This window comes from Pilimelia terevasa (assembly GCF_014647915.1).
In the GTDB taxonomy this organism is placed as follows: Bacteria; Actinomycetota; Actinomycetes; order Mycobacteriales; family Micromonosporaceae; genus Pilimelia; species Pilimelia terevasa.
In genome coordinates this window covers 128,258-153,037 of sequence record NZ_BMQC01000010.1, presented here as the reverse complement: position 1 = coordinate 153,037, position 24,780 = coordinate 128,258, and the positions used below count along the sequence as shown (strand labels likewise).

At 74.7% G+C, this 24,780-nt stretch carries 22 protein-coding genes and 1 pseudogene; 7 read left to right on the top strand and 16 right to left on the bottom strand.

Annotated elements, in window-relative coordinates; all coding sequences use genetic code 11:
- Positions 1-126 precede the first annotated feature (126 nt).
- A complete protein-coding gene (locus tag IEY75_RS15215) occupies positions 127-1,137 on the top strand; it encodes an aldo/keto reductase (protein WP_189115004.1) in 1,011 nt (336 codons plus the stop codon).
- A 109-nt stretch (positions 1,138-1,246) separates the two neighbouring features.
- On the opposite strand, the gene IEY75_RS15210 is transcribed toward IEY75_RS15215, so the two are convergent.
- A complete protein-coding gene (locus IEY75_RS15210) occupies positions 1,247-1,456 on the bottom strand; it encodes a BldC family transcriptional regulator (protein ID WP_189115003.1) in 210 nt (69 codons plus the stop codon).
- Between the two features lie 283 nt (positions 1,457-1,739).
- Positions 1,740-2,594, bottom strand: a complete 855-nt coding sequence (locus IEY75_RS15205) for a DUF8083 family protein (RefSeq protein WP_189115002.1) — start codon at positions 2,592-2,594, stop codon at positions 1,740-1,742.
- Positions 2,595-2,825: 231 nt separating this feature from the next.
- Between IEY75_RS15205 and IEY75_RS15200 the strand changes: the two genes are divergently transcribed.
- Positions 2,826-3,902, top strand: a complete 1,077-nt coding sequence (locus IEY75_RS15200) for a Leu/Phe/Val dehydrogenase (RefSeq protein WP_189115001.1) — start codon at positions 2,826-2,828, stop codon at positions 3,900-3,902.
- 322 nt (positions 3,903-4,224) lie between these two features.
- On the top strand, positions 4,225-4,419 hold the full coding sequence (locus IEY75_RS15195; protein WP_189115000.1) for a DUF3073 domain-containing protein: 195 nt from the start codon (positions 4,225-4,227) through the stop codon (positions 4,417-4,419).
- A gap of 194 nt (positions 4,420-4,613) precedes the next feature.
- Here the strand turns inward: IEY75_RS15195 and amcA are convergent, their stop codons facing one another.
- From amcA to IEY75_RS15170, 5 genes are all read right to left on the bottom strand, one after another.
- The gene (amcA, locus tag IEY75_RS15190) at positions 4,614-4,775 is read right to left on the bottom strand and encodes a multiple cyclophane-containing RiPP AmcA (protein ID WP_308425709.1); all 162 of its coding nucleotides are present in this window, start codon (positions 4,773-4,775) and stop codon (positions 4,614-4,616) included.
- Positions 4,776-4,821: 46 nt separating this feature from the next.
- The gene (amcB, locus tag IEY75_RS15185) at positions 4,822-5,922 is read right to left on the bottom strand and encodes a cyclophane-forming radical SAM peptide maturase AmcB (RefSeq protein ID WP_189115020.1); all 1,101 of its coding nucleotides are present in this window, start codon (positions 5,920-5,922) and stop codon (positions 4,822-4,824) included.
- Positions 5,923-6,138: 216 nt separating this feature from the next.
- Positions 6,139-7,209, bottom strand: coding sequence for a phosphoribosylformylglycinamidine cyclo-ligase (gene purM / locus IEY75_RS15180; RefSeq protein WP_308425708.1), 1,071 nt, complete (start codon positions 7,207-7,209; stop codon positions 6,139-6,141).
- A 52-nt stretch (positions 7,210-7,261) separates the two neighbouring features.
- Entirely contained in the window at positions 7,262-8,761 is a 1,500-nt protein-coding gene (gene purF, locus IEY75_RS15175) for an amidophosphoribosyltransferase (RefSeq protein WP_189114999.1), read from the bottom strand.
- A 101-nt stretch (positions 8,762-8,862) separates the two neighbouring features.
- On the bottom strand, positions 8,863-9,258 hold the full coding sequence (locus IEY75_RS15170) for a sterol carrier family protein (protein ID WP_229789731.1): 396 nt from the start codon (positions 9,256-9,258) through the stop codon (positions 8,863-8,865).
- Positions 9,259-9,408: 150 nt separating this feature from the next.
- Here IEY75_RS15170 and IEY75_RS15165 point away from each other — a divergent pair, with 150 nt between their 5' ends.
- A complete protein-coding gene (locus IEY75_RS15165; protein WP_189114997.1) occupies positions 9,409-11,529 on the top strand; it encodes a peptidase associated/transthyretin-like domain-containing protein in 2,121 nt (706 codons plus the stop codon).
- 7 nt (positions 11,530-11,536) lie between these two features.
- Here IEY75_RS15165 and IEY75_RS15160 read toward each other — a convergent pair whose 3' ends face one another.
- The 5 genes and pseudogenes from IEY75_RS15160 to IEY75_RS15140 form a co-directional block, all read right to left on the bottom strand.
- Complete coding sequence (locus tag IEY75_RS15160) at positions 11,537-12,319, bottom strand: 2-phosphosulfolactate phosphatase (RefSeq protein ID WP_229789730.1); 783 nt, start codon at positions 12,317-12,319, stop codon at positions 11,537-11,539.
- Between the two features lie 335 nt (positions 12,320-12,654).
- A pseudogene (purL, locus tag IEY75_RS15155) lies at positions 12,655-15,198 on the bottom strand (phosphoribosylformylglycinamidine synthase subunit PurL); the annotation flags it as partial.
- A complete protein-coding gene (gene purQ / locus IEY75_RS15150; protein ID WP_189114996.1) occupies positions 15,195-15,920 on the bottom strand; it encodes a phosphoribosylformylglycinamidine synthase subunit PurQ in 726 nt (241 codons plus the stop codon). The gene purQ and the pseudogene purL, both read right to left, overlap by 4 nt.
- The gene (gene purS / locus IEY75_RS15145; RefSeq protein WP_189114995.1) at positions 15,917-16,168 is read right to left on the bottom strand and encodes a phosphoribosylformylglycinamidine synthase subunit PurS; all 252 of its coding nucleotides are present in this window, start codon (positions 16,166-16,168) and stop codon (positions 15,917-15,919) included. Before purS ends, purQ begins: the two co-directional genes overlap by 4 nt.
- 149 nt (positions 16,169-16,317) lie before the next feature.
- On the bottom strand, positions 16,318-16,926 hold the full coding sequence (locus IEY75_RS15140; protein WP_189114994.1) for a TMEM165/GDT1 family protein: 609 nt from the start codon (positions 16,924-16,926) through the stop codon (positions 16,318-16,320).
- Between the two features lie 294 nt (positions 16,927-17,220).
- Between IEY75_RS15140 and IEY75_RS15135 the strand changes: the two genes are divergently transcribed.
- Positions 17,221-17,574, top strand: a complete 354-nt coding sequence (locus IEY75_RS15135) for a YbjQ family protein (RefSeq protein ID WP_189114993.1) — start codon at positions 17,221-17,223, stop codon at positions 17,572-17,574.
- Positions 17,575-17,597: 23 nt separating this feature from the next.
- Here IEY75_RS15135 and IEY75_RS15130 read toward each other — a convergent pair whose 3' ends face one another.
- The 4 genes from IEY75_RS15130 to IEY75_RS15115 all read right to left on the bottom strand — a co-directional run bounded on the left by IEY75_RS15130 (position 17,598) and on the right by IEY75_RS15115 (position 22,424).
- Positions 17,598-18,497 (bottom strand): trypsin-like peptidase domain-containing protein, encoded by a 900-nt coding sequence (locus IEY75_RS15130; RefSeq protein ID WP_189114992.1) that lies wholly within the window; start codon positions 18,495-18,497, stop codon positions 17,598-17,600.
- 100 nt (positions 18,498-18,597) lie between these two features.
- Positions 18,598-19,377 (bottom strand): S1 family peptidase, encoded by a 780-nt coding sequence (locus tag IEY75_RS15125; protein WP_189114991.1) that lies wholly within the window; start codon positions 19,375-19,377, stop codon positions 18,598-18,600.
- A gap of 126 nt (positions 19,378-19,503) precedes the next feature.
- Positions 19,504-20,925: an adenylosuccinate lyase gene (purB, locus tag IEY75_RS15120; protein ID WP_189114990.1), complete on the bottom strand. Its 1,422-nt coding sequence runs from the start codon at positions 20,923-20,925 to the stop codon at positions 19,504-19,506.
- A 119-nt stretch (positions 20,926-21,044) separates the two neighbouring features.
- The gene (locus IEY75_RS15115; RefSeq protein ID WP_268244357.1) at positions 21,045-22,424 is read right to left on the bottom strand and encodes an acetyl-CoA C-acetyltransferase; all 1,380 of its coding nucleotides are present in this window, start codon (positions 22,422-22,424) and stop codon (positions 21,045-21,047) included.
- Positions 22,425-22,487: 63 nt separating this feature from the next.
- Here IEY75_RS15115 and IEY75_RS15110 point away from each other — a divergent pair, with 63 nt between their 5' ends.
- Together IEY75_RS15110 and IEY75_RS15105 are read left to right on the top strand one after the other, a co-directional pair.
- Positions 22,488-23,810, top strand: a complete 1,323-nt coding sequence (locus IEY75_RS15110) for a 3-oxoacyl-ACP reductase (RefSeq protein ID WP_189114988.1) — start codon at positions 22,488-22,490, stop codon at positions 23,808-23,810.
- Positions 23,810-24,775 carry a MaoC/PaaZ C-terminal domain-containing protein gene (locus tag IEY75_RS15105; protein WP_189114987.1) on the top strand — a complete coding sequence of 322 codons (966 nt, stop codon included), beginning with the start codon at positions 23,810-23,812 and terminating at the stop codon, positions 24,773-24,775. Before IEY75_RS15110 ends, IEY75_RS15105 begins: the two co-directional genes overlap by 1 nt.
- Positions 24,776-24,780: the final 5 nt, after the last annotated feature.

Below are 24,780 nucleotides of genomic sequence, written 5' to 3'. Positions count from 1 at the left end.
ACCGGCGCGGCGGTGCCGGCAGGTCGCGACATCACGACACTATGACACCAATCCGTAACGGGGCATGACTATCCGAAATTGGATCTTGATACGGTCATTAGGCCACAAAACGATAGGGAGGACACCATGCCGCAGTCCGGTACCGAGGTGCAGCCCGTCCCCGCGCCGCCGCGCGTGCCCGACCGGTGGTGCGGGGGGTACCGCCAGTCGGCGCTGATCCTCGGCGGCGCGCAGCTCGGCGGGTACGGGCCGGCCGCGGCCACGCCGGTCGGGCCGACGGTGGCGCTGCTGCGGACGGCCGCCGAACTGGGCGTCACGCACATCGACACCGCCCGCGCGTACGGCGCCAGCGAGCAGCGGCTCGGGGCGGCGCTGCCGGCGCTGCCGGCGGACACCTTCGCGCTGGTGACGAAGGTGGCGCCGCTGGCGACCCCGGACGGCGGTGCGCGCGCCGACGCCGGGCACGTCGCCGTGGCGGTGGAGGAGAGCGTGGCGCGCAGCCGGGAGACGCTCGGCGTGGAGCGGCTGGCGGTCCTGCTGCACCGGACGGCGGACGCGTGGCTGGCCGGGGGCGCGGCCTGGGAGCAGCTCCGGCGGCTGCGCGCCCGCGGCGTGGCCACCCGGATCGGGGTGGCGATCCAGCGGCCCGACGAGCTGCCGGCCGTCCTCGCGCTGCCGGAGCTGGACTACCTCCAGCTCCCCTGCAACATCCTGGACCGGCGGTGGCTGGCGCCCGCGGTCAGCGAGGCGCTGCTGGCGCGGCCTGACCTGGTGGTGTCCGTGCGCAGCGTGTTCCTCCAGGGCCTGCTGGCCGCCGGGCGGGCCGTCCGCTGGCCGGGCCTGCCGGACGCGGACCGGGACGAGCTGATCACGACGCTGGACCGGCTGGCCGTCACGCTGGGCCGGCCCGGGCGCGACGAGCTGTGCCTGGCGTACGTGCGGTCGCTGCCGTGGGTGACGTCCGCGGTGATCGGCGCGGAGAGCGCGGACCAGCTCCGGCAGCACGCGGCCCTGGTCCGGGGTGCGCCGCTGAGCGCGGCGGAACGGGACTGGGTGCGGGACGCCGTTCCGGCGGTACCGGAGGAGTTGCTCGACCCCTGCCGGTGGCGTACCCCGGCGGCAGCGCTGTGCCCTTAGGGGTAAATGAATGTGTCCAACGGCGTAACCGTGGACGACGGACGGCGTTGTACCTGTCGACGTCGACAGGTACAACGCGCCGTCGGCGATGCGGGTGGAGCGGAGGGCGTCAGTCGCCCTGGCGCTGCATGGGAATCTGACCCTGCAGCAGTGCGCGCACTTCGGACTCCCGGTAGCGGCGGTGGCCGCCGAGCGTCCTGATGGCGCTGAGCTTCCCGGCCTTGGCCCACCGGGTGACGGTCTTCGGGTCGACACGGAACATCGACGCAACCTCGGCCGGGGTCAGCAGCGGCTCGGGTTCGTGCGTACGCGATGCCATCGGGGTTCCTCCAAAGGGGACTTGAGACGACGACCGGGGTCCCGCCGATCGGCGCTCTTACATGGTCCGGCTAGTCCGCGATGTCCGACATGGGCCGAACGGTTTAACGTCTCTAGATGGATGGATGATGATTGACCGTTTTTGCCCGCTTTTTTGGCTGTGAATCCGCCTTAATACGGCGCAATTTTACGCTCCGCATTCAGTCGACTACTGCAATTGACCATGGTCAACATCAAAAAATATATACGTAGCGCAAGCAGTCCACTACGGACAGACTATGTCGTCAGTTGATCCGCTCGCGGAGCTGCACGGCCCGCCACCGGGTCACCAGGGCCTCGTACGACTGGGTCGCCGCGTCCGCGTCGGCCCGCCCGAGGCCGGTGAGCCCGGTCGCGGCCAGGGCCGGCGAGTCGTCGGCTGTCAGCTCCTCGTCGGTCAGCAGGTCGACGATGCCGCCGTAGTCCAGCTCCACCAGCGCCCGCGGGTGGAAGCTCTCCAGCCACCGGGCCGCCTCCTCCACGGCCTCGGTGATCGGCGCGTCGCCGACCGCCTTGCGCAGGACGGCCACCGCGCGGTGCGCCCGCCGCCGCGCCTGCGCCATCCGGGTGCGGTAGCGCAGCATCCGGGCGCCGGGGGTGACCGAGAGTTCCCGCTCGGCCACGTCGAAGAAGACGAACCACCGCAGCGGCACCCCCCAGGTCGCCTCCTGCTCGTGCGGCTGCGGCTGCGCGTCGTCGGCGGCCTCGGTCGCGAGCCGCCACTCGTCGATCACCGCGCGGGCCTGGCCGGCGAGCACCGCCGGCACGAAGGCGTCGGCGAGCACCGCCGGCACGCCCTCCCGGGCGGTCAGCGCCGCGAGCGCCACCCGGACCCGCAGGTCCCACGGGCAGACCAGCGGCCCGTCGTCCGCGGCGAAGGCGGGGTCGGTGACGACGTACGCGTCGTCGGCCAGGTCGGGCAGGCGGGTCCAGCCGGCGCCGAGCGCGGAGAGCACGGCCGCGCGCTGGGCGGTCGGCCCCTGCGCGAGGTCGACGGCGCGGCCGGCGTCGATGTAGCGGCGCCAGTGCGACCGGCGTTCGCGGCTGAACGCGGTCATCGGTTCGTACACCCGGAGGTAGGACGCGGACGGCGAGGGCACCTTCGAGATCCTGCCATGGCCGCCCGCGCCCCTGCCACGGCCGGTGACCAGGCGTCGGACCCCGGCGCGCCGCACCGCCCGTCCGGGACCGGGCGCGGCGCGCGGTCCGCACCCGGCGGCGTCTACCCTGATGGGCGTAGGCCGACGTCAACCCACACGACATCTTCCCGTACGCCGGCCTCGCGGCGGTCGCGCCACGGGATCGCCGCTCTACCAGAACCTGGAGCAGCAATGGGCGTATTCAGCACCGGGCCCGAGAGCACGGCCGGCCACGAACAGGTCGTCTTCTGTGAGGACCGGAAGTCCGGCCTCAAGGCCATCATCGGCATCTACTCGACCGCGCTGGGGCCCGCCCTGGGCGGCACCCGCTTCTATCCGTACGCGAGCGAGGCCGACGCCCTGCACGACGTCCTGGACCTCTCCCGCGGGATGGCGTACAAGAACGCCCTGGCGAACCTCGACCTCGGCGGCGGCAAGGCGATCATCTGGGGCGACCCCGACCAGATCAAGAGCGAGGCGCTGCTGCGGGCGTACGGGCGGTTCGTCGAGACGCTCGGCGGCCGGTACTACACCGCGTGCGACGTCGGCACGTACGTCCAGGACATGGACATGATCCACCGGGAGACCGACTACGTGGTCGGCCGCTCCGAGGCCCACGGCGGCTCCGGCGACTCGTCGGTGCTGACCGCGTGGGGCACGTTCCAGGGGATGCGGGCGGCGGCCGCCCACGCCTGGGGTACGGCGACGCTGCGCGGCCGGCGGGTCGGCGTCGCCGGCCTGGGCAAGGTCGGCCGGTACCTCGTCGGCCACCTGCGCGAGGACGGCGCCGAGGTCGTCGCCACCGACGTGTCGGAGAAGGCGCTGGCCTGGGCGCGGCAGACCCACCCCGAGGTCGACCTCGTACCCGACACCGAGACGCTGATCACCTCGGACATCGACGTGTACGCGCCGTGCGCGATGGGCGGCGCGCTCAACGACGACACCGTGCCGGTCCTGCGCGCCCGGGTCGTCGCGGGCGCGGCGAACAACCAGCTCGCCCACGTGGGCGTCGAGAAGCTGCTCGACGAGCGCGGCGTGCTGTACGCGCCGGACTACGTGGTGAACTCCGGCGGCGTCATCCAGGTCGCGGACGAGATCGAGGGCTTCAACTTCGCCCGTGCCAAGGCCCGCGCGACCGGCATCTTCGACACCACGAAGCAGATCCTGGAGCTGGCCGACGCCGAGGGCGTGCCGGCCGCGGTGGCGGCCGACCGGCTCGCCGAGCGCCGGATCACCGAGGTGGGCAGGCTGAGCACGATCCGCGTCTGACGGTGCCGCGCGTCCGGGCCGCGGTCCGGACGCGCGGCCGGTGCCGACCGGCGGTTCCAGCACCGGTCGGGCCGGTGCTGCCGGTAAGGACCGGCACGAGGTGTTGTGTCCGGTAGGTCGGGAAACTACCCCGGTCGCGGAAACCTGGCCGTGTGGGCGGACCCGACCCGGGGTAGGTGGTTATGCCTGGCCCGACCCGAGGTGCCGAAGCCGGCCGTACCCATGTACCGTAAGAGCCACGAGAGATGCCGGACTTCATCGGGGCTCCCCCGCGGTGGTGGTTGCCATCGCGCGGCCCCGACATGTGTGCGAGGGGGTCGCCATGGGGCGCGGCCGTGCTAAGGCGAAGCAGACGAAGGTCGCCCGGGAGTTGAAGTACCACTCCCCGAACACCGATCTCACTGCACTGCAGCGCGAGCTTGGTAGTGGCAGCACGTCGAGCGACAGCGACGAGCGCGACGCCGACGACGAGGACCTCGACGACGATCCCGGCGACCGCTGGTCGCCCCGCCGCTGATCCCCTCCGGGATCGCCGCCTGTCTCTCCTGGCGCACGGCCGGTGCCAGGTACCGCCTCTCCGACCGACCGGCCGCGCCGTGCGCAGCATCACCGCCTTCCCGTGCACCGGCGCTCGTACCCGGTGCACGTTGACGCGGTACGCCGCGCGGCCCGCGACGATCACTGCCCGTGACCCTCACTCCGGTGGCGGCGCTAGCGGGGGCGGTTGTTCCAGTTGAAGAACGTCGGGATGTTCTCGAAGTGGTTCCAGGCGCACACCGCCGCGGTGGCCGGGCCCGCCGCCTCCGCGCGCCGGACCCGCGCGGCGCCGGCCTCGGCCAGCAGGGCGCCCAGGGCGCCCCGGGCACCGCGCATCCGGTCCCGGACCGGGACCGGCGGACCGGCGGCCGTGCAGCCGTCGTCACCGGTCGCGCTCGTGGGCGTCGACATGGTCGAGGACTCCCTCCAGTAGCCGAATTTTGCTGTTCTGGCAGTGGTTCGTCACCGTACCGTCAAATCGCCCGATCTCGAAGTAGCGGTTCGCCGCGTGCGCACCGCCGCAGAAGCCGAAGTAGTCGCAGCCGGCCCGGCACCCCTCGACGCCGCGCAGGAACTCCCGGACCCAGCCGGTGTCCGTGGCCGCCGCCAGGATCGCCGGCAGCGGGGTGCGCAGCACGTTGCCCGAGCTGAAGTCGCCGTACCGCGGGTCGGTGAAGCCGGCCAGCTCCGGTGACAGCAGGACCACCCCGCCGTCGTGGGCGACCGTCGGCACCGGGTCGAACTGGCGCGGCAGCAGCGCGTCCTCGGTGCCGTCCAGGACCGCGGCGGCGTACCGCAGCGTCCACTCCACCTCGCGCAGGTGCACCCGGGGATCCCGGCGCCAGGCCGCGGTGAGGGCGGCCCAGAACGCGCGGACCCGGGCGGGGTCGTGCGCGTTCGCGCGCGCGTTGACGCCCTCCTGCTCCTCGATGTTGATGCCCAGCACGTCGCAGCCCAGGTCCAGGAAGTATCCGTACAGCGCGGCGGCCGCCTCCGGCGCCGGGTCGCTGACGACGCACAGCGCGGAGAAGGCCACGCCGTGCCGGCGCAGCGCCGCGACGCCCGCGGCGATCCGGTCGTACGCCGGCCGGCCGCCGCGGTCGACCCGGGCGGCGTTGTGCGCGCGGGGGCCGTCGACGCTGACGCTGACCCGCATGTCGTGGTCGGCGAAGAACGCGCACCACCGGTCGTCGACCAGCGTGGCGTTGGTCTGGACGTGGTGCTCGACGGCCGGGTCGAACGGCGCCATCAGCGCGGCGAGGTGCGCGCGCCCGGCAGCGAGCGGCTCGCCGCCGTGCCACACCACGGAGAACCGGCCCTCGGCCGCCCAGCCGTTCGCGGCCGCGGCGACGGCCTCGGCGACCGGCACGGACATCCGCCGGTTCGCGGCCCGCAGCGGCAGGTAGCAGTACGCGCAGTCCAGGTTGCACAGGGTGGTCGGCTGCATCACGACGTACGCCGGCCGCTCAGCCACGCCGCGCATCCCCGTGGGCGGCCCCTGGCTTCCGCCCACCCCGTCGCCCCGCCGCTCACCACCGGACATCGTGGACACCCTAGGGCGCGGACCGCTGCCTTGACAACGCCCGTACCCCGGGAAGGGCGGGAGCACGCCGCGGGTCGGAGGCCGCGCGGCACCCGTGCCCGGTACGGGAGAGTGCCTCGCGGGCCGTTGACTGCCGGGGCGCGCGGGTGGTGCGGGTCAGCCGCGGGTGTAGGAGTGCGTCATGCGGACCTCGCCCGTACCCTCGACGATCTCGCCCGCGTGCCAGGCCGCGACGCCGCGGTTGGTCAGGAACGCCAGCGCGCGGTCGGCGTCCTCCGCCGCGACGACGGCGAACATGCCGACGCCCATGTTGAACGTCGCCTCCATCTCCGCCTGCGCGATCCGGCCCTTGGCCTCGATCAGGTCGAAGATCGGCCCCGGCCGCCACGACGACCGGTCCACGATTGCGTCGGCACCCGGGGGCAGGACGCGGTTGAGGTTGCCGGGAATGCCGCCGCCGGTGACGTGGCAGTACGCCCGCACCTGCGCCTCGACCATGAGCGCCAGGCAGTCCCGGGCGTAGATCCGCGTCGGGGTCAGCAGCTCCTGGCCGAGGGTCCGCTGGTCGCCGAAGTCCTCCACGACCGAGTCCAGCCGCATCCGGCCGGCGCCCAGCAGGACGTGCCGGACCAGCGAGTAGCCGTTGGAGTGCAGGCCCGAGGACTGCATCGCGATCACCGCGTCGCCGACCTCGACCCGGTGCGGGCCGAGGATGTCGGCCTCCTCGACCACGCCGACGGCGTTGGCCGAGATGTCGTACTCGTGCGGCCGCATCACGCCGGGGTGCTCGGCGGTCTCCCCGCCCAGCAGCGCGCAGCCGGCGTACCGGCAGCCGTCGGCGATGCCGGCGCCGATCTCGGCGATCCGGTCGGGCACCACCTGGCCGCACGCGATGTAGTCGAGCAGGAACAGCGGCTCGGCGCCGCAGGCCACCAGGTCGTCCACGCACATGGCGACCAGGTCGATGCCCACGGTGTCGTGGATGTCGAGCTGCTGGGCGATGACCAGCTTCGTGCCGACGCCGTCGGTGGACGAGGCGAGCACCGGGTGGGTGTACTTCGTCATGTCCAGTTTGAACAGTCCGGCGAAACCGCCCAGGCCGCCCAGGACCTCCGGCCGGGTCGTCTGCGCGACCTTGCTCCTGAGCAGGTCGACCGCGCGGTCGCCGGCCTCGATCGAGACGCCTGCCGCGGCGTACGTCGCCGACCGGTCGTGCGCGTGCACCACGGTGATACCTCGTTTTCTGTGCGGATCCTGCGGAGGTCGACTCGGGCGGAGGTCAGGCGCGCTCGGCGCTCTCGCTGGCCAGGGCTCCCCCGACCGTGACCCGCTTGCCGACGGCCTCCAGGACGTGTTTGCCGATCAGCTCCGGCGTGGGCAGGCCGATCGGGTACTCGCCGTCGAAGCAGGCCCGGCACAGCCGCGTCCTCGGCTGCTCCGTCGCGGCGATCAGGCCGTCCAGCGAGACGTAGCCGAGGGAGTCGGCGCCGATCGAGCGGCGGATGCCCTCGTTGTCCAGCCCGGTGGCGATCAGCTCGGCCCGGGTGGCGAAGTCGATGCCGTAGAAGCACGGCCACTGCACCGGCGGCGCGGAGATGCGGATGTGCACCTCCAGCGCGCCGGCCTCGCGCAGCATGCGGACCAGCGCGCGCTGGGTGTTGCCGCGGACGATCGAGTCGTCGACCACGACGAGGCGCTTGCCGCGGATGATGTCGCGCAGCGGGTTGAGCTTGAGCCGGATGCCGAGTTGGCGGATGGTCTGCGACGGCTGGATGAAGGTGCGGCCGACGTAGGCGTTCTTGGTCAGGCCGTGGCCGAAGGGGATGCCCGACGCCTCGGCGTAGCCGATCGCGGCCGGTACGCCCGACTCCGGCACCGGCATCACCAGGTCGGCCTCGACCGGGTGCTCGACGGCGAGCCGGCGGCCGACCTCGACGCGGGCGGCGTAGACGTTGCGGCCGGCGATCGTGGCGTCGGGGCGGGCGACGTAGACGTACTCGAAGATGCAGCCCTTGGGGTCGGCCGCGGCGAACCGGGTGGACCGCAGGCCGTTCTCGTCGATGGCGAGCAGCTCGCCCGGCTCGACCTCGCGGACCATGCTCGCGCCGACGATGTCCAGGGCGGACTGTTCGCTGGCCACCACCCAGCCGCGCTCCAGCCGGCCGAGCACCAGCGGGCGCACGCCCTGCGGGTCACGCGCGGCGTAGAGGGTGGTCTCGTCCATGAAGACGAAGCTGAAGGCGCCCTTCACCGTCGGCAGCAGCTCCAGCGCGGCGGCCTCGACGGGCAGGTCGGGGCGGCTGGTGAGCAGGGCGGTGACGATGTGGGTGTCGGAGGTGCCGTCGACGGTGAGGCCGCGCTTGCGGGCCTCGGCGGCCAGCTCGGCGGTGTTCACCAGATTGCCGTTGTGGGCCAGCGCCAGCGTCGTCCCGGACGTCGTGCCGCGGATGGTGGGCTGGCTGTTCTCCCAGGTGGAGCCGCCGGTGGTGGAGTAGCGGGTGTGGCCGATGGCCTGCTGGCCGCGGAGGCTGGCCAGCGTCGCCTCGTCGAAGACCTGCGACACCAGGCCGACCTCTTTGTAGACGACGACGCGGGTGCCGTCGCTGACGGCCATGCCGGCGGCCTCCTGGCCGCGGTGCTGCAGCGCGTACAGGCCGTAGTAGGTGAGCTTCGCGACCTCCTCACCCGGTGCCCAGACGGCGAAGACGCCGCACTCGTCCTTCGGGCCGGGATGCTGCGGGTCGAGGTCGTGGCTCAGTCGGCCGTCGCCTCGGGGCACCTGCCACTCCTTCGTCCGGGGGGTACGGCCAGTGTATACGGGCCACGATCGTGGGACCGCGCGCGAGGCGACGGCCGGGGATGTGCCCGATTGGTCCGCGATCACGCCTGACGGGGGCGGATCCCCGACCCGGTCGGCGGCGTTAGCAAAGGGAGAAAAACTGACAAATCAGCGCGGACGCCGCTCGCCCGGACCCGGCCGGCGGCGGTCGCGTCCGACCAGCTCAGGTGGCCCGTGGCGAGCAGTACCCAGGTGAGGGGATCCACCTCGACGACGTTCGGCGGCGTACCCCGGGTGTGCCGCGGGCCGGCGCCGCACTGCACGGCGCCGTACGGGGGTACGCGGACCTCCACCGCACGGCCGGGCGCCGCCGCCGCCAGGACCGCCAGCAGTGCCCGGACGGCCTCCCGGAGGGTGGCCGAACCGGGAGACTTTCCCTCGGCCACCGCGGCGAGTACGGCCAGGGTGGGCGGCAGCGGATCGGGTGCGGAGGACACCCGGGAACGATACGACGCTGAAATCGCCCGCATTCGGACCACCCCGGGGTCGCGGACGGCCGCGGGGACAGGGCATAGTGACCGTCGGTACCAACCCGACGTGCGCCGATGAAAGGCGGGTGGCCCGTGAGGACGCAGCGACGAGCGTGGATGCTTCGCGCCGGAGTCGCGCAACTGGCGATGCTGGGCGGGGCGCTGATCGGCGCCGCGGCCGCCACTGCCGCGCCCGCGACACCCGGCCAGCCCGCCGCGCCCGCCCCGGCCGCCGCCGAGGTCGAGGTCCGCATCCTCGCCGTGAGCCCGGACCAGCTCCGCTCCGGCGAGAGCGCCACCGTCACCTTCACCGCCTCGCACGGCATCCTCGGCGGCCCCGGCTCGGCCACCGTCGAGGTCGGCCCCGGCCTGACCTGTACCTCCGGCTGCGAGGTCACCTCCAGCATCGGCCGCGTGTTCAGCGCGCGGGTCACCGCCGGCACCCTCGGCAACGGCGAGCGGCGGCGGGTGCCCGTCTCCGTCGTCAGCGAGTCCGACCGCGACGAGCGGATCATCACCGTGCGCGGACCCGAGGGCCCGCAGACCGCCCGGCGGATCACCGGCCGCATCGTCGACGTCGCCACCGGCGCCGGCATCAGCGGCGCCCAGGTGGGCATCCAGGACTCGCGCGGCAACACCCGGCTGGCCAACACCGACGGCGGCGGGCGGTTCGGCTTCGAGGGCAGCGAGGGCAGCGTCATCACCCCCGGGCCCGTCCGGGTGGTGGCCCAGGCGAGCGAGTACGAACAGGCCGTCACCACCATCACGGTCCGCAGCAACGAAACGTTCAACCTGCGGCTGCGGATGCGCTCCACCAACCGGCCGACCCCGACGCCCAGCCCGACCGCGACCCCGGCGCCCACCGACGACGCGGTGCCGCCGGCCGGCGAGGAGACGCCGCCGGCCGGCTCCGGCGCGGCGGAGCCGGCCTCCTCGGACGAGGAGTCGACCGGCCCGCTGACCTGGCTCGGTGTCGGCCTCGGCGTCCTGCTGCTGGCCGGCGGCCTGGCCGGCGCCTGGTACCTGAACCGCCACCGCCGGCAGGACGCCCCCGTCAAGGGCGCGGGCGCGCCCGGCCACCCGCGGTACCCGCGCCTGGACGACGCCACGGCGATCGTGAACCAGCCGCGCGGGCCGGCCGGCGGGGCGGACGCCCTGGCGAACGCGGCCACCGTCGTGCAGCCGGCGGTCCGGGACGAGTACGCCGACCCGTACGGGCTGCCGCCGCAGGCGCCCGGCCAGCCGCCGTACCTCCCCCAGCAGCCGGGCCCGGGCGGTCCGCAGGCGTGGGGCACGCCCCCGAACTACGGCGACGCCACCCAGGTCGGCGGCTTCGCGCCCGTCGACGACGGCGCGTTCGCGCAGGGCTTCCCGGCCGGCACGACCGACGCGGGCCCGGGGACGCTGCCGACGAATCCCGCGTACCACGGCGCGGGCGCCTCGGCCTACCAGGCGCCGACGGCCCCGACCGGGTACGGCTTCGGCGACCCGGGCGCGACCGTGCCGGGCACCGCGGGCGGCCTCGACACCACCGTGGGCGGCACCGCCGTCGGCGACGTGCCGGCCGACGACCCCGGCGCGCGGGTCGGCGCGGGCGCGGCGGGCGGCTTCCTCAGCAGCACCCACGACTACCCGGGCGGCCCCGCACCGGCGACCGGCGGCTTCGGCGGCGCGTTCGGCGGGCCGGCCGGCGGCGACGCCGGGCCCGGCCCGGTGCCGCACCAGCCCGGGGCGGCCGACGCCTTCGGTTCCCCGACGGCGCTCCCCGGCCGCCGAACCGACCTCGACGCCGACCTCAGGACGCCGGCGTACCCCGCCGGCGGCTACCCGGGCCGGGACAACGGGTACCCGGCGCCCCCGGACACCTTCCTGGCGCCGACCGGCGGGTACCCGGGTCCCGCGGGGCACTCCGGTGCGCCCGAGGCGGCCGGTCAGCCGCCGCACGACCCGGCCGACGACGGGTACCCGGCGGGCGAGAGCCGCCAGGGGAACTACCCGGCCCCGCAGGGGTACACCGGGCCGGCGCCGTCGCCGTACTTCCCCGCGGGGGCGCCCGCGCCGACCGGCGAGACCCCGCGCTACGACGAGCCCACCGGGCACTTCCGGCCGGCGGCCGGCTACCCGGCTCCGCTCACCCCGGAGTCGTACCTGTCCGGCCTCAGCCAGCAGCCCGGCGACGCGCCGCCGCCGCCCGCCGACCGCCCGGCCCGCCGCGCCGTCGAGTGGATGGACGACTGACCGCGGATCAGTCCAGAGCGGGGCCGAAGGCGCCGTCGCGCAGCACCGGTACCACGGGCGAGACATCGACCGCGAGCGCGGCCTCGACGTCGGCGCCGAACCCGTACGCCGCCAGTTCGCGGCCCGAGACGCTGCCGGCGACCGCCGCCCGCAGGTCCGGCAGCGCGTCGACGGTGGCCAGGGTCACGGCGGCCTCCACGGACAGCCCGCCGGGGCCCTCGACGAGCCCGTCCAGGACCAGGCCGGCGCCCACCAGGTCGGCGACGCACGGCCGGAGGGTGCCGTCGGGCCACTTCTCGCCCGCGGCGACCACCCCCACGGGGCGGTCCGGGGCGCCGTAGCCGTGCCGGCGCAGCCACCGGGCGACGGCGCCGCCGTTGCGCAGGCAGCCGGCGAGCACGGGGATGCCGCTGACCCCGGCGGCGGCGCAGATCGCCGCGCCGTTCGGGGACGGCAGGACCAGCTCGGCGACGTACGGCGCGGAGAGCAGCGCGTGCGGCGACAGCGAGTAGGGGCGCTGCGGGGAGACGTCGGTCCGCGCCACCGCCAGGGCGGCGCCCATCCGGTCGGCGTACGCGGCGGCCTGGGCGCCCCACGGGAAGGGGTGCACACGGATGCCGCGGTGCACAGCGACGTCCACCGCGGTGGTGAACGTCAGCACGTCGACGACGACCAGCGCGGCGCACACCTTGGCCAGGGACGCCGCACCGGCGTTGCCCCAGTCGAAACGCACGCCGGCACCCGGCTGGCCGTGGATCGGCTCCGCCGCGCGGCCGCCCGGTCCCGCCACGCCGCTCACCGCTTGCCGGAGGGACCCTTGGGTCGCTTACCGGCGCCACCCGGCCGGGCGGCGCGGTCCTGGCCGCCCGCGGCGGCGTCGGGGGCGGCGTCGCTCCCGGAGGCTCCCGCGTCGCCCGGAGCCGTGTCCCCGACGTCCGACGCGCCGGAGCCGCTGTCGGCGGACCCCGCGGGTGCGGCGCCCTCGGCCTTGGTGCCGGAGGGGGACCCCTCGGCCTTGGTGCTGGAAGGGGACCCCTCGGCCTTGGTGCTGGAAGGGGACCCCTCGGCTTTGGTGCCGGAGAGGGAACCCGTGGCACTGGTGCCGGACGGGGACTCCGTGGCCGGTGAGGCTTCGGCCTCGGTCGGGGGCTCCGTGGGGGGCGTCGGCTTCCCGGCGGTCGCCGTCGGGCTCTTGGCCGCCGCCGGGGTGGGCGGCGGCGTCGTGGACGGGCTGCCGGTCGACGCCGTGGCGGTGGCGTCCGCGGTCGGGGTACCGACGGCGTCGCGGGCCTCGGCCGGCGTCTCCCGGACCGCCGCCGCCGGGCCGTCGAACAGGCCCGGCAGGGTGGCGGTCGCCGCCTCGCGCAGCTCGGCCAGCGGCAGCGTGAACTGGTCCCGGACGGTCAGCGCCGGCTGGTGCGGGTCGACGACGCCCAGCGCCGTCCACGGCACGCCCTGCTCGTCGCACAACCCCGCGAACGCCTTCTCGTGCCCGCGCGGTACCGCGACCAGCGCCCGGCCGGCCGACTCGGCGAACAGCATCGTGAACGCGTCCAGCGGCCCGTCGGGCAGCGCCACCTGCGCCCCGACCCCGTGCCGCAGGCACGACTCGACCAGCGCCTGGGCGAGGCCGCCGTCGGACAGGTCGTGCGCGGCGCTGACCAGGCCGGCGCGCGCGCCCGCGGCGACCGCGAGGCCGAGCCGGCGCTCGGCGGCCAGGTCGACCTTCGGGGGTACCCCGCCGAGGTGCTGGTGCGCGACCCAGGCCCACTCGGAGCCGGACAGCTCGTTGCGGGTCTCGCCGAGCAGCATGAGGACGTCGGCCTCGGGGCGGAAGCCCGTGGGCACCCGGCCGGCCACGTCGTCGATCACGCCGAGGACGCCGACGACCGGCGTCGGGTGGATCGCCATCGAGCCGGTCTGGTTGTAGAAGCTGACGTTGCCGCCGGTCACCGGGATGCCCAGCTCCTGGCAGCCGTCGGCCAGGCCGCGGCAGGTCTCGGCGAACTGCCACATGACGCCCGGGTCCTCGGGCGAGCCGAAGTTGAGGCAGTCGCTGACGGCGATCGGCGTGGCGCCGCTGACGGCGACGTTGCGGTACGCCTCGGCGAGGGCGAGCTGGGCGCCGCGGTACGGGTCGAGGCGGGAGTACCGGCCGTTGCCGTCCACCGACAGCGCGACGCCGAGCCCGGTCGCCTCGTCGATGCGGATCATGCCCGCGTCCGACGGCTGCGCCAGCACGGTGTTGCCGAGCACGTACCGGTCGTACTGCTCGGTGACCCAGCTCTTGTCGCACAGGTTCGGCGAGGCGGCCATCGTGAGCACCGTCTCGCGCAGCGCGTCCCCGGTGTGCGGGCGCGGCAGCGTCTCGGCCCGGTCGGCCTGGAGCAGGATCAGGTCGGACGGCTCGCGCATCGGGCGCTGGTACACCGGCCCGTCGTCGGCGAGCGAGCCCGGCGGTACGTCCACCACGGTCTCGCCGTGCCAGGTGATGACCAGGCGGCCGGCCTTGTCGGCGTCGTCGGCGTCGGTGACCTCGCCGATGGCGGTGGCGATGACGCCCCACCGGTCGGCGATGTCGAGGACCTCGTCGAGCCGCTCCGGCGCGACGATCAGCAGCATCCGCTCCTGCGACTCGCTGGCCAGTACCTCGTGCGGGGCCATCGACGCCTCGCGCAGCGGCACCTTCTCCAGCTCGACCCGCATCCCCGTGCCGGCCGCGGCGGCGGTCTCGGACAGCGCGCAGGTCAGGCCGGCGCCGCCGAGGTCCTGGATGCCGACGACAAGGCCGGCGTCGTAGATCTCCAGACAGGACTCGATCAGCAGCTTCTCGGTGAACGGGTCGCCGACCTGCACCGACGGGCGGCGCTGCGCCGACTCGTCGTCGAAGGTGGCCGACGCGAGCACGGAGACCCCGCCGATGCCGTCGCGGCCGGTCTTGGCGCCCATCAGGACGACCACGTTGCCGGCGCCGGCCGCGGCCTTGTTCTGGAGGCGGGACACCGGCAGGACGCCGACGCACAGGGCGTTGACCAGCGGGTTTCCCTGGTAGCAGGGGTCGAAGACGACCTCGCCGCCGATGTTGGGCAGGCCGAGGCAGTTGCCGTACCCGCCGATGCCGGCGACGACGCCGGGGAGCACCCGGGCGGTGTCGGGGTGGTCGGCGGCGCCGAAGCGCAGCGGGTCCATCACGGCGATCGGCCGGGCGCCCATGGCGAGGATGTCGCGCACGATGCCGCCGACGCCGGTGGCCGCGCCCTGGTGCGGCTCGACGAAGCTGGGGTGGTTGTGCGACTCGACCTTGAACGTGACGGCCAGCTCGTCGGAGATCTGGACGACGCCCGCGTTCTCCCCGATGCCGGCCAGCATCCGGGTGTCGGTCGGGGCCTTCTCGCTGAACTGGCGCAGGTGCACCTTGCTCGACTTGTACGAGCAGTGCTCGCTCCACATGATCGAGTACATGGCCAGTTCGGACTCGGTCGGGCGGCGGCCGAGGATCTCGCGGATCTTGTCGTACTCGTCGTCGCGCAGCCCCAGCTCGGCGTACGGCTGGGGGCGGTCGGCGGTGTCCGCGGCGGCCGGGACGGTGTCGACCGCGGGGGCGGCGGGGGCCGGCGCGGTGGCGGCGGGCGCGGCCGGGGCGGTGGCGGGTTCGGGCGCTGCGGTCATACGGAGGCTCCGGGGGCGTTCGCGGCGGCAGTGTCGCTGGCCGCGGTGGGGCGGCCGAGGTGGCTGAAAATCGAGGTGAAGAAGCCGAGCCCGTCCTGCGACGGGCCGGTCAGCGCCTCGACGGCGTGCTCGGGGTGCGGCATGAGGCCCACCACGTTGCCCGCCTCGTTGGTGATGCCGGCGATGTCCCGCAGGGAGCCGTTGGGATTCTCCCCGACGTAGCGGGCGACGACGCGTCCCTCGGCCTCCAGCGCGTCGAGGGTCCGGGCGTCGGCGACGTAGCAGCCCTCGCCGTTCTTGACCGGGACGAGGATCTCCTGCGCGTCGGCGTACGCGCGCGTGAAGGCCGTGCGCGTGGACTCGATCCGCAGGACCTGGTCGCGGTTGCGGAAGTGCAGGTGCTGGTTGCGGGTCAGCGCGCCGGGCAGCAGGTGCGCCTCGCACAGGACCTGGAATCCGTTGCAGATGCCCAGGACGGGCAGGCCGGCCCCGGCCGCCGCGACGATCGAGGTCATGACCGGCGCGAACCGGGCGATGGCCCCGGCGCGCAGGTAGTCGCCGTACGAGAAGCCGCCCGGCAGGACCACCGCGTCGACGCCGTGCAGGTCGGCGTCGGCGTGCCAGAGGCGCACCGCGTCGCCGCCGGCCAGCCGGACCGCGCGCGCGGCGTCCCCGTCGTCGAGCGAGCCGGGGAAGGTGACGACGCCCACGCGTGCGCTCATGCGGCCGGACCCTCCTGCGGCGCGGAGACGGCGAAGTCCTCGATCACGGGGTTGGCGAGCAGCTTGTCGGCGATCTCGCGGGCCCGCTCCAGGTCGGCCTCGCCGGTGAACTCGATCTCGACGCGCCGGCCGATCCGCACCGAGGCGACCTCGGAGATGCCGAGCCGGGGCAGTGCGTCCGCGACTGCCTGACCCTGCGGGTCGAGAATTTCGGGCTTGAGCATGACGTCAACGACGACGCGAGCCACTGGAGGTCTCCTGCCTAGGTCGCCGCGGCCTACGCCACGGCCCGACCTGCTGTGCTACCGGACCTGCGTAAACGCGGGTTGCGCGGGGATGGAACTGGGGGTCAGCGTACCCGGATGAGCGAGAGATCCACCGGCCGGGTGACGCCCGCTCACCACGCCGTGACGACTGTCACGACAGCCAGCACGGCGCACACGGCCGCCCCGATGTAGGTGATCACCGACAGCTTCACCCGGGTGAGCAGCCACCGGCCCGACAGCACCGCGGCGCCGGAGACCAGCGTCAATGCCGCCCAGGATCCGAGGAACACCGCGACGGGCGGCTGGCCCCTGGCCACCAGCGCGACGGCGAGCAGTTGCGACAGGTCGCCCCACTCCGCCGTGAACAGGACGACGAAGCTGGCCGCCGCCGCTTTCCACCCGCGGCGGGCGTCGCGGCCGGCGAGCCGGTCGCCGTACTCCCGCTCCTGGGCCGCGCCCTCGGCGTCGGCCCGGCGGCCGCGCCAGGCGAGCAGGCCCGCGCCGACGGCGAACAGCCCGGCGGCCGCGAACGAGACCGGACGCTGGGGCAGCGCGCTGACCAGGTGCCCCGCGGTGACCGCGACGAGGCACTGGACCCCGAACGCCGCGACCACGCCCAGCCAGACCGGCAGCGGCGGATACCGGGTGCCCAGAACCAGCGTGGCGATGAACGTCTTGTCGGGCAGCTCCACCGGGACGATCAGGAGGAAGGCCGTCAGCGCCACGAGCGCGAACTCCACGGGGGGACCTTTCGGAGGGGGTGGTCTCCGCCGATCCTAGGAGGCGCCCTGGCCGGCGAGCCAGGTGACATTTCCCGCACGGCGTCGTGTGCTGATGTCCCGCCCGCCGGAAATGACGGCGGCGGCGTTAGCAAGCGGGTACGACGCTTTCGGGGCCGGATGCGTCGCGCGGGTGAAAGACGCGCCAAAGGCCCGCGCGGCACGGACTTTTCTGCTGTGGCGCAGGCCACATCAGATCCCCGGGCTTTCCGCAATCGCCGCCCCCGACAGGGCACACCGGACTAAACTTCGCTCATGTTGGTCGTGACCACGGACAATCTTCCCGGATACGAGATCCGCGACGTACTCGGCGAGGTAATCGGAATCACCGCGCGCTCCAACAATCCCTTCAACGAAGGAATCAAGTCGCTGCACGGCGGCACCAATCCCCGCATGTTCGAAATGCTCACCCGCTGGCGCGAGGAGGCGGTGGAGCGGATGGCCCAGAACGCGCTGTCCCGCGGCGCGAACGCCATCGTGGCCATGCGGTTCGACCACCGCAACCTGACCTCGTCCTGGATCGAGATCTGCGCGTACGGCACCGCCGTGGTCGTCTCCCTGCGCGCGAACGGCGTCCGGCCGGGCAACCACCTCGCCGCGGCGAGCTGACACGTTGGACACCGCCGCGCCGGTCAGCGCTTCGGCCCGGGCAGCCGGCACGTCGGCACGGCCAGGTCGATCTCCCGGCGGTCGTTCAGGCACTCCGTGAACAGGTACGTCTGGGTGCCGTAGCCGGCGTCCCTGGTCACCGTGACCTTCCCCGCCTCGTCCACCTCGCACGGGTTGTTGAACTGGCAGTCGCCGCCGCCCATCGGGGTCGTGTTGTTCACGCCCACCACCAGGCCGGTGGCCACGTCGATGACCGGCGAGCCGGACGTACCGGGGACGACCTTGCAGTCCGGGTACCGGAGGGCGTCCTTCCAGACCCAGGAGCCCTCCCTGAGCCGGTGGATCTGCTTGTCGTACGTGCAGCGGTAGATCTTCTTCTTGGCCCCGGAGTTGACGACGACCTTCACCGGCGGCGTCGGCGGCCGGTCCGCCAGCGTCAGCGGCGCGATCCCGGTCCGCGCCCGGACGTCGGCGTAGGTGGCGGCGAGCCGGTAGACCAGCGCGTCGGTGTCCAGCATGGTGCCGTACGCGATCTGGTCGGCCTTGAAACCGGTCCCCAGGTCCTTGCCGTCGGGCTGCAGGACGAGTGCCGTGCGGGTGCTGGGCTCCCGGTAGATGACCTGGTCGGCCGTCGGGAAGCCCTTCTCCCAGCAGTGGCCGTTGGTGAGGACCAGGGCGCGGTCGGTGTCCAGCGACTGCCGGAACCGCACCAGCGAGCCCGAGCAGCCCCAGAGGTTGACGATGCCCGCGTAGTCCTCGACGCCCGGCGGCGGCCCGGCGGCCGGCGGTGCGGCAGCGTCCGGCGCGGCGGGCAGTACGGCCGCGGGCGACGCCGACGCCGCGGCGGGGAGGCTCGCGGCCAGCAGGCCGGCGGCGAGCGCCGCGGCCAGCCGGCGGCGGCGGGCGGTGCGGATGCGGGTCATGACGCTCCTTCGGGTGCGGCGGTACCGGGAGGGGGCGCGGCCCGCGGCGCGGCGGGCGTCGTCGGGGCGGCCGGCCTGCCCCGGCCGCCCCGACGACGGCTCAGAGGCCCGCGGGCAGTTGCCCGCCGAGCTGCTGGATGGCCTTGCGGATGTCGTCGCGGAAGGCGCTGACCCGGGTGTAGTAGCCGGGGTTCTTCGGCCGGGCACAGCCCACGCCGCGGCTGACGATCCCGACGAACACCCACCGGTCGCCGTCGCGCTTCACCAGGGGTCCGCCGGAGTCGCCCTGGCAGGTGTCGATCCCGCCCTTCTCGTAGTCCCCGGCGCACACCTCGGCCTGGATGTTGCCGTTCGCGGCGCACAGCGCGTCGTCCACCTTCGGCAGGTCCACCTGGAGCAGTACCTTGCTGGTCTGTCCGTTCTCCTTGGTCGCCCCCCAGCCCATCGCCCGGAACGTCGGCCCGGCGTCGTGGGCGCCGTCGGCCGGGAAGACGGGGTACGACGCGGCGGCGTACGGCTTGTCCAGCTTCACCACCGACCAGTCGCCGGCCCCCTCGCCCTTGCCGTTGACTTTGGACACGCCCTTGCGCTGCTCGCCCTCGGCGAAGTTCACGTTGCCGATCCAGGCCGTGATGCCCTCGCCGCCGAACTTGTAGCAGTGCGCCGCCGTGATGACGACGTCCGGCGACACCAGCGTCCCGCCGCAGCCGCCCCACCCCGTCTTCATCCGGGTCATCCACGGGTAGTCGCCCTGCCTGGCCGGCGTGCCGCCGACCACCTGCGCGGTGGGCGGCGCGGGGTCGGCGTGGGCGACCCCGGCGGCGGCGGCGAGCAGGGCGCCGGCCAGGCCGACGGCGCTCCAGCGGCGGAGACGGGTCATGGGTAGCTCCCTCCCGGTGCCGGCGGGGAATGTGCCGACAAGCTCGAAGATAGGACACCCGAATAGATGTGAATAGATTCCAGCGAGTCGCTGTGAAATACGTTTGCGCGGTACTCGCGCAGCGGGTCAGAGAATGTCGGCCGGGGTGTACGCGGCGGCGGCCGGGTGGGCGGCCAGGATCGCGGCGATGCGCGCGGTGACCGCCGCGACCTGGGCCGGCGCCGCCCCGACGAACGAGGCCCGGTCCCCGACCAGCGCGTCGATGTCCCGCCGGGACAGCCGCAGCCGCTCGTCGCCGGCCAGCCTGTCCAGCAGGTCGTTGTCGGCGGTGCCCTTCTCCCGCATCGCCAGCGCCACCGCGACGGCGTGCTCCTTGATCGCCTCGTGGGCGACCTCCCGGCCCACGCCCGCCCGCACGGCGGCGACCAGGACCTTGGTGGTGGCCAGGAAGGGCAGGAAGCGGTCCAGCTCGCGGCCGACCACGGCCGGGTAGGCGCCGAACTCGTCCAGCACCGTGAGGAACGTCTGGAACAGGCCGTCCAGCGCGAAGAAGGCGTCCGGCAGCGCGACCCGGCGGACGACCGAGCAGGAGACGTCCCCCTCGTTCCACTGGTCGCCGGCCAGCTCGCCGATCATCGCCAGGTAGCCGCGGACCACGACCGCCAGCCCGTTGATCCGCTCCGAGGAGCGGGTGTTCATCTTGTGCGGCATCGCCGACGAGCCGACCTGGCCCGGCCGGAAGCCCTCGGTCGCCAGCTCCTGGCCCACCATCAGCCGGATCGTCGTGGCCAGCGAGGACGGCGCCGCGGCGGTCTGCGCCAACGCCGACAGGACGTCGAAGTCCAGCGAGCGCGGGTACACCTGGCCGACGCTGTCCAGCACCCGGCCGAACCCGAGGTGCGCGGCGACCCGCGCCTCCAGCGCGGCCACCTTCGCGGCGTCGCCGTCGAACAGGTCGAGCTGGTCGGCGGCGGTGCCGACCGGCCCCTTGACGCCGCGCAGGGGGTACCGGGCGATCAGGTCCGACAGCCGCTCGTACGCGATCAGCAGCTCCTCGGCCGCGGACGCGAACCGCTTGCCCAGCGTGGTGGCCTGCGCGGCGACATTGTGCGAGCGGCCGGTCAGCACCAGGTCGCCGTACTGCGTGGCGCGCGCGCCCAGCCGGGCCAGCGCGGCCGCGATCCGCTCGCGGACCAGCAGCATCGACGCGCGGATCTGGAGCTGCTCGACGTTCTCGGTGAGGTCCCGCGACGTCATGCCCTTGTGGATGTGCTGGTGGCCGGCGCGGTCGCAGAACTCCTCGATCCGGGCCTTCACGTCGTGCCGGGTGACCCGCTCGCGGGCGGCGATGGCGTCCAGGTCGACGAGGTCGACGGCCGCCTCGTACGCCTCCACGACCCCGTCGGGCACGGCGACGCCGAGGTCGCGCTGGGCCCGCAGCACGGCGAGCCACAGCCGGCGCTCCATCCGCACCTTCTCGGCGGGCGACCACAGCTCCACCAGCTCGGCGGAGGCGTAACGGGAGGCGAGCACGTTCGGCACAGTCACCCGCCCAGGCTACCGTCCGCCGGCCAGCCGCCACCGACGCGCCGGGCGCGGTCCGCGGATCGGGCCGGGCCGACGGGCGTTCGTCCCGGTTCGCCCGGCGGGCGCCGGCCGGGCGGCCGCTAGGCGGGAGCGGAGAGCAGGGCGGTGACGCCCTGGCCGCCGGCCGCGCAGATCGAGATCAGCCCGCGCGCCGGCAGCCGGTGGGCCGACAGGAGCTTGGCCAGCGTCGCCACGATCCGGCCGCCGGTGGCCGCGAACGGGTGGCCCGCCGCCAGCGACGAGCCGTGCACGTTGAGCCGGGACCGTTCGATCTTGCCCAGCGGGCCGGGCAGCCCCAGCCGCTCGCGGCAGAACTCCGGCGACTCCCACGCCGCCAGGGTCGCCAGCACCTGCGAGGCGAACGCCTCGTGGATCTCGACGTAGTCCATGTCGGCCAGGCCCAGCCCGTGCCGGGCCAGCAGCTTCGGCACCGCGTACACCGGCGCCATCAGCAGACCCTCGTCGCCGTGCACGAAGTCGACCGCCGCCGTCTGCGCGCCGTCGAACCAGGCCAGTACCGGCAACTGCCGCTCCCGCGCCCACTCCTCGGTGGCCAGCAGCACCACGGCGGCGCCGTCGGTGAGCGGGGACGAGTTGCCGGCCGTCATCGTCGCCTCGTCGGCGTGCGGCCCCTGGGTGCCGAAGACCGGCCGCAGCGACGCCAACTTCTCGGCCGTGGTGTCCGCGCGCAGGTTCTGGTCCCGGGTGAGCCCGAGGTAGGGCGTGACCAGGTCGTCGAAGAACCCCTCGTCGTACGCCGCGGCCAGCCGCTGGTGCGAGGCGAGCGCCAGCGCGTCCTGCTCCGCCCGCGGGACGCCCCAGCGGCGCGCGGTCATGGCGGCGTGCTCGCCCATCGAGTACCCGGTGCGCGGCTCGGCGTTGCGCGGGGTCTCCGGCTGGAACGCCTGGTGCGGGCGCAGCCGGCTGGCCGCCCGCAGGCGCCCGCCCAGCGACCGCGCGGCGTTGATGTCCAGCAGCGTGCGGCGCATGTCCTCGTTCAGCGCCAGCGGGGCGTCCGAGGTGGTGTCGACGCCGCCGGCCACGCCGACGTCGATCTGCCCGAGCGCGATCTTGTTGGCGACGGTGACCACCGCCTCCAGCCCGGTGCCGCAGGCGCGCTGGAGGTCGTACGCCGGGGTCGCCGGGTCGAGCTTGGCGCCCAGGACGCACTCGCGGGTCAGGTTGTAGTCGCGGCTGTGCTTGAGGACGGCGCCGGCCACGACCTCGCCGAGGCGCTGGCCCGCCAGCCCGTAGCGGGCCACGAGCCCGTCGAGGGCGGCGGTGAGCATGTCGGCGTTCGAGGCGGCGGCGTACCGGCCCTGGGAGCGCGCGAACGGGATCCGGTTGCCGCCGACGACGGCGACGCGGCGGACGGCGCCCGGGCCGGGGGTCGCCCGGTGCGGTACGGCGGTGGTGTCCGGGCCGGCGGAATCCGCCCGCGCGGCGGCGTCTGTAGGCACGGTGCCCCCTTGTGGTTGCCGTTTCCCTATGGTCCCCACCCTACCCATCAGTACGCTGAAGGCATGACCGATCGGTACGCGAGCTTCGCGAACTCCGGCCCCGGCCGGGCTCTGGTCACCCGACTCGGGCTGCCGCGGCCACCCCGGCTGCGCCGGTACCGGGAGGGGACGCCCCCGCTGCCCGGGCCGGTGCTCCGCGGCGGGGACGGCCGGTTGGCCGACGCCGTCGCCGCCGTGCTGGCCGAGGCCAAGATCGACGTGGTGGACGGGCCACGCGAGGGCCTCGGCGCGCTCGTCTACGACGCCACCGGGCTGACCGACGTGGTGGACCTGCGGCGGCTGTACGACTTCTTCCACCCCGCGGCGCGCAGCCTCGCCCCCGGCGGCCGGGTGGTCGTGCTCGGCACGCCGCCCGGTGCGGCCGGCACGCCGGCCGGGGCCGCGGCGCAGCAGGCGCTGGAGGGCTTCGTGCGCAGCGTGGGCAAGGAGTTCGGGCGGGGCACCACCGCCCAGCTCGTCCAGGTCGCGCCCGGGGTCGGCGAGGGCATCGCGGCCACGCTGCGCTTCCTGCTGTCCGGCCGCTCGGCGTACGTCTCCGGGCAGGTCGTCACCGTGACCGCCGACGCGCCGCCGCCCGCCGACTGGGACCGGCCGCTCGCCGGGCGGATCGCCGTCGTCACCGGCGCCGCGCGCGGCATCGGCGCCGCCGTCGCCGAGGTCCTCGCCCGCGACGGCGCGCACGTCGTCGCGCTCGACGTGCCCGGCGCGGGCGACGCCCTCGCCGGTGTCGCCAACGCGGTCGCCGGCACCGCCCTGCAACTCGACCTCACCGCGCCCGACGCGCCCGCCCGGCTCGCCGACTACCTCGGCGCCCGGCACGGCCGGGTGGACGTCCTCGTGCACAACGCGGGCATCACCCGCGACAAGACGCTGGCCAGGATGTCCGAGGAGGCCTGGGACGCGGTCTTGGCGGTCAACCTCACGGCCCCCGAGCGGGTCACCGCCGGCCTGCGGGCCGCCCACCTGATCCCGGCCGGGGGGCGGATCGTCGGGGTCGCCTCCATGGCGGGCATCGCCGGCAACCGCGGGCAGACCAACTACGCCGCCAGCAAGGCCGGCGTCATCGGCTGGGTCCGGGCGCTGGCGCCCGCGCTCGCCGCCGACGGCGTCACCGTCAACGCGGTGGCCCCGGGCTTCATCGAGACGGAGATGACGGCGCGGATGCCGACCCTGCTGCGCGAGGCCGGCCGCCGGATGAACAGCCTGGCCCAGGGCGGTTTGCCGGTGGACGTGGCCGAGACGGTCGCCTGGCTGGCCTCGCCCGGATCGGCCGGGGTGACCGGCAACGTCGTCCGCGTGTGCGGCCAGAGCCTGCTGGGGGCGTGATGCGCGTCGAACTGGACCGGATGCCCGAGGTCGGCCCGCTCTACCGCCGGGCCGTCGGCCGGGCGCTGCCCGTGCCGCGCGCCCTCGGGCAGCGCGGCGGGCGGCAGGCGCCGCGGACGCTGCCGGCGGCGGCGCTGGCGGTGGACGGGGTCACCGTCGACGTGGCGCACCTCGCGGCCTACGCGCGGGTCTGCGGCTTCCCGCTGCGCGACGCGCTGCCGGCCACGTACCCGCACGTGCTCGCGTTCCCGCTGGCCATGGCGCTGATGTCCCGGGACGACTTCCCGTTCCCGATGGTCGGGCTGGTGCACGTGGCCAACCGGATCGAGGTGCTGCGGGAGCTGGCGGCGTCCGCGACGCTGACGGTCACCGCCGTCGCCGAGGAGCTGCGCCCGCACCCGCGCGGCCGGCAGTTCGACCTGGCGGTCGAGGTGACCGACGCCGACGGCCTGGCGTGGCGCGGCGTGTCGACGTACCTGCGGCGGGAGCGGGCCGCCGACGCGGGCGGCGGGGACGGCGACGGGCCGGCCGCCGGTGCCGCCGGGGCCGGTGCGGATCCGGCGGCGCACGGCGGCGGGGCGCGGCACGGCGACCCCGGGGCCGGGTCGGCCGCGGGCGGCGGGGAGGTCGCGCCGACCGTGGCCCGCTGGAAGCTGGGGACCGGCGTCGGCAGGTCGTACGCGGCGGTCTCCGGGGACCGCAACCCCATCCACACCTCCGCCCTGGGCGCGCGGCTGTTCGGGTTCCGGCGGCCGATCGCGCACGGGATGTGGAGCAAGGCGCGCTGCCTGGCCGCGCTCGACGGGCGCCTGCCCGCGACGTACGCGGTGGACGTGGCGTTCCGGTCCCCGATCCTGCTGCCGGGCGGCGTCGACTTCGGAGCCGCGGAGGCCGCCGGCGGGCGCTGGCGGTTCAGCCTGGGCGGCGGGGAGCGGGTCCACCTGACCGGCCACGTCGGACCCTGACGCCC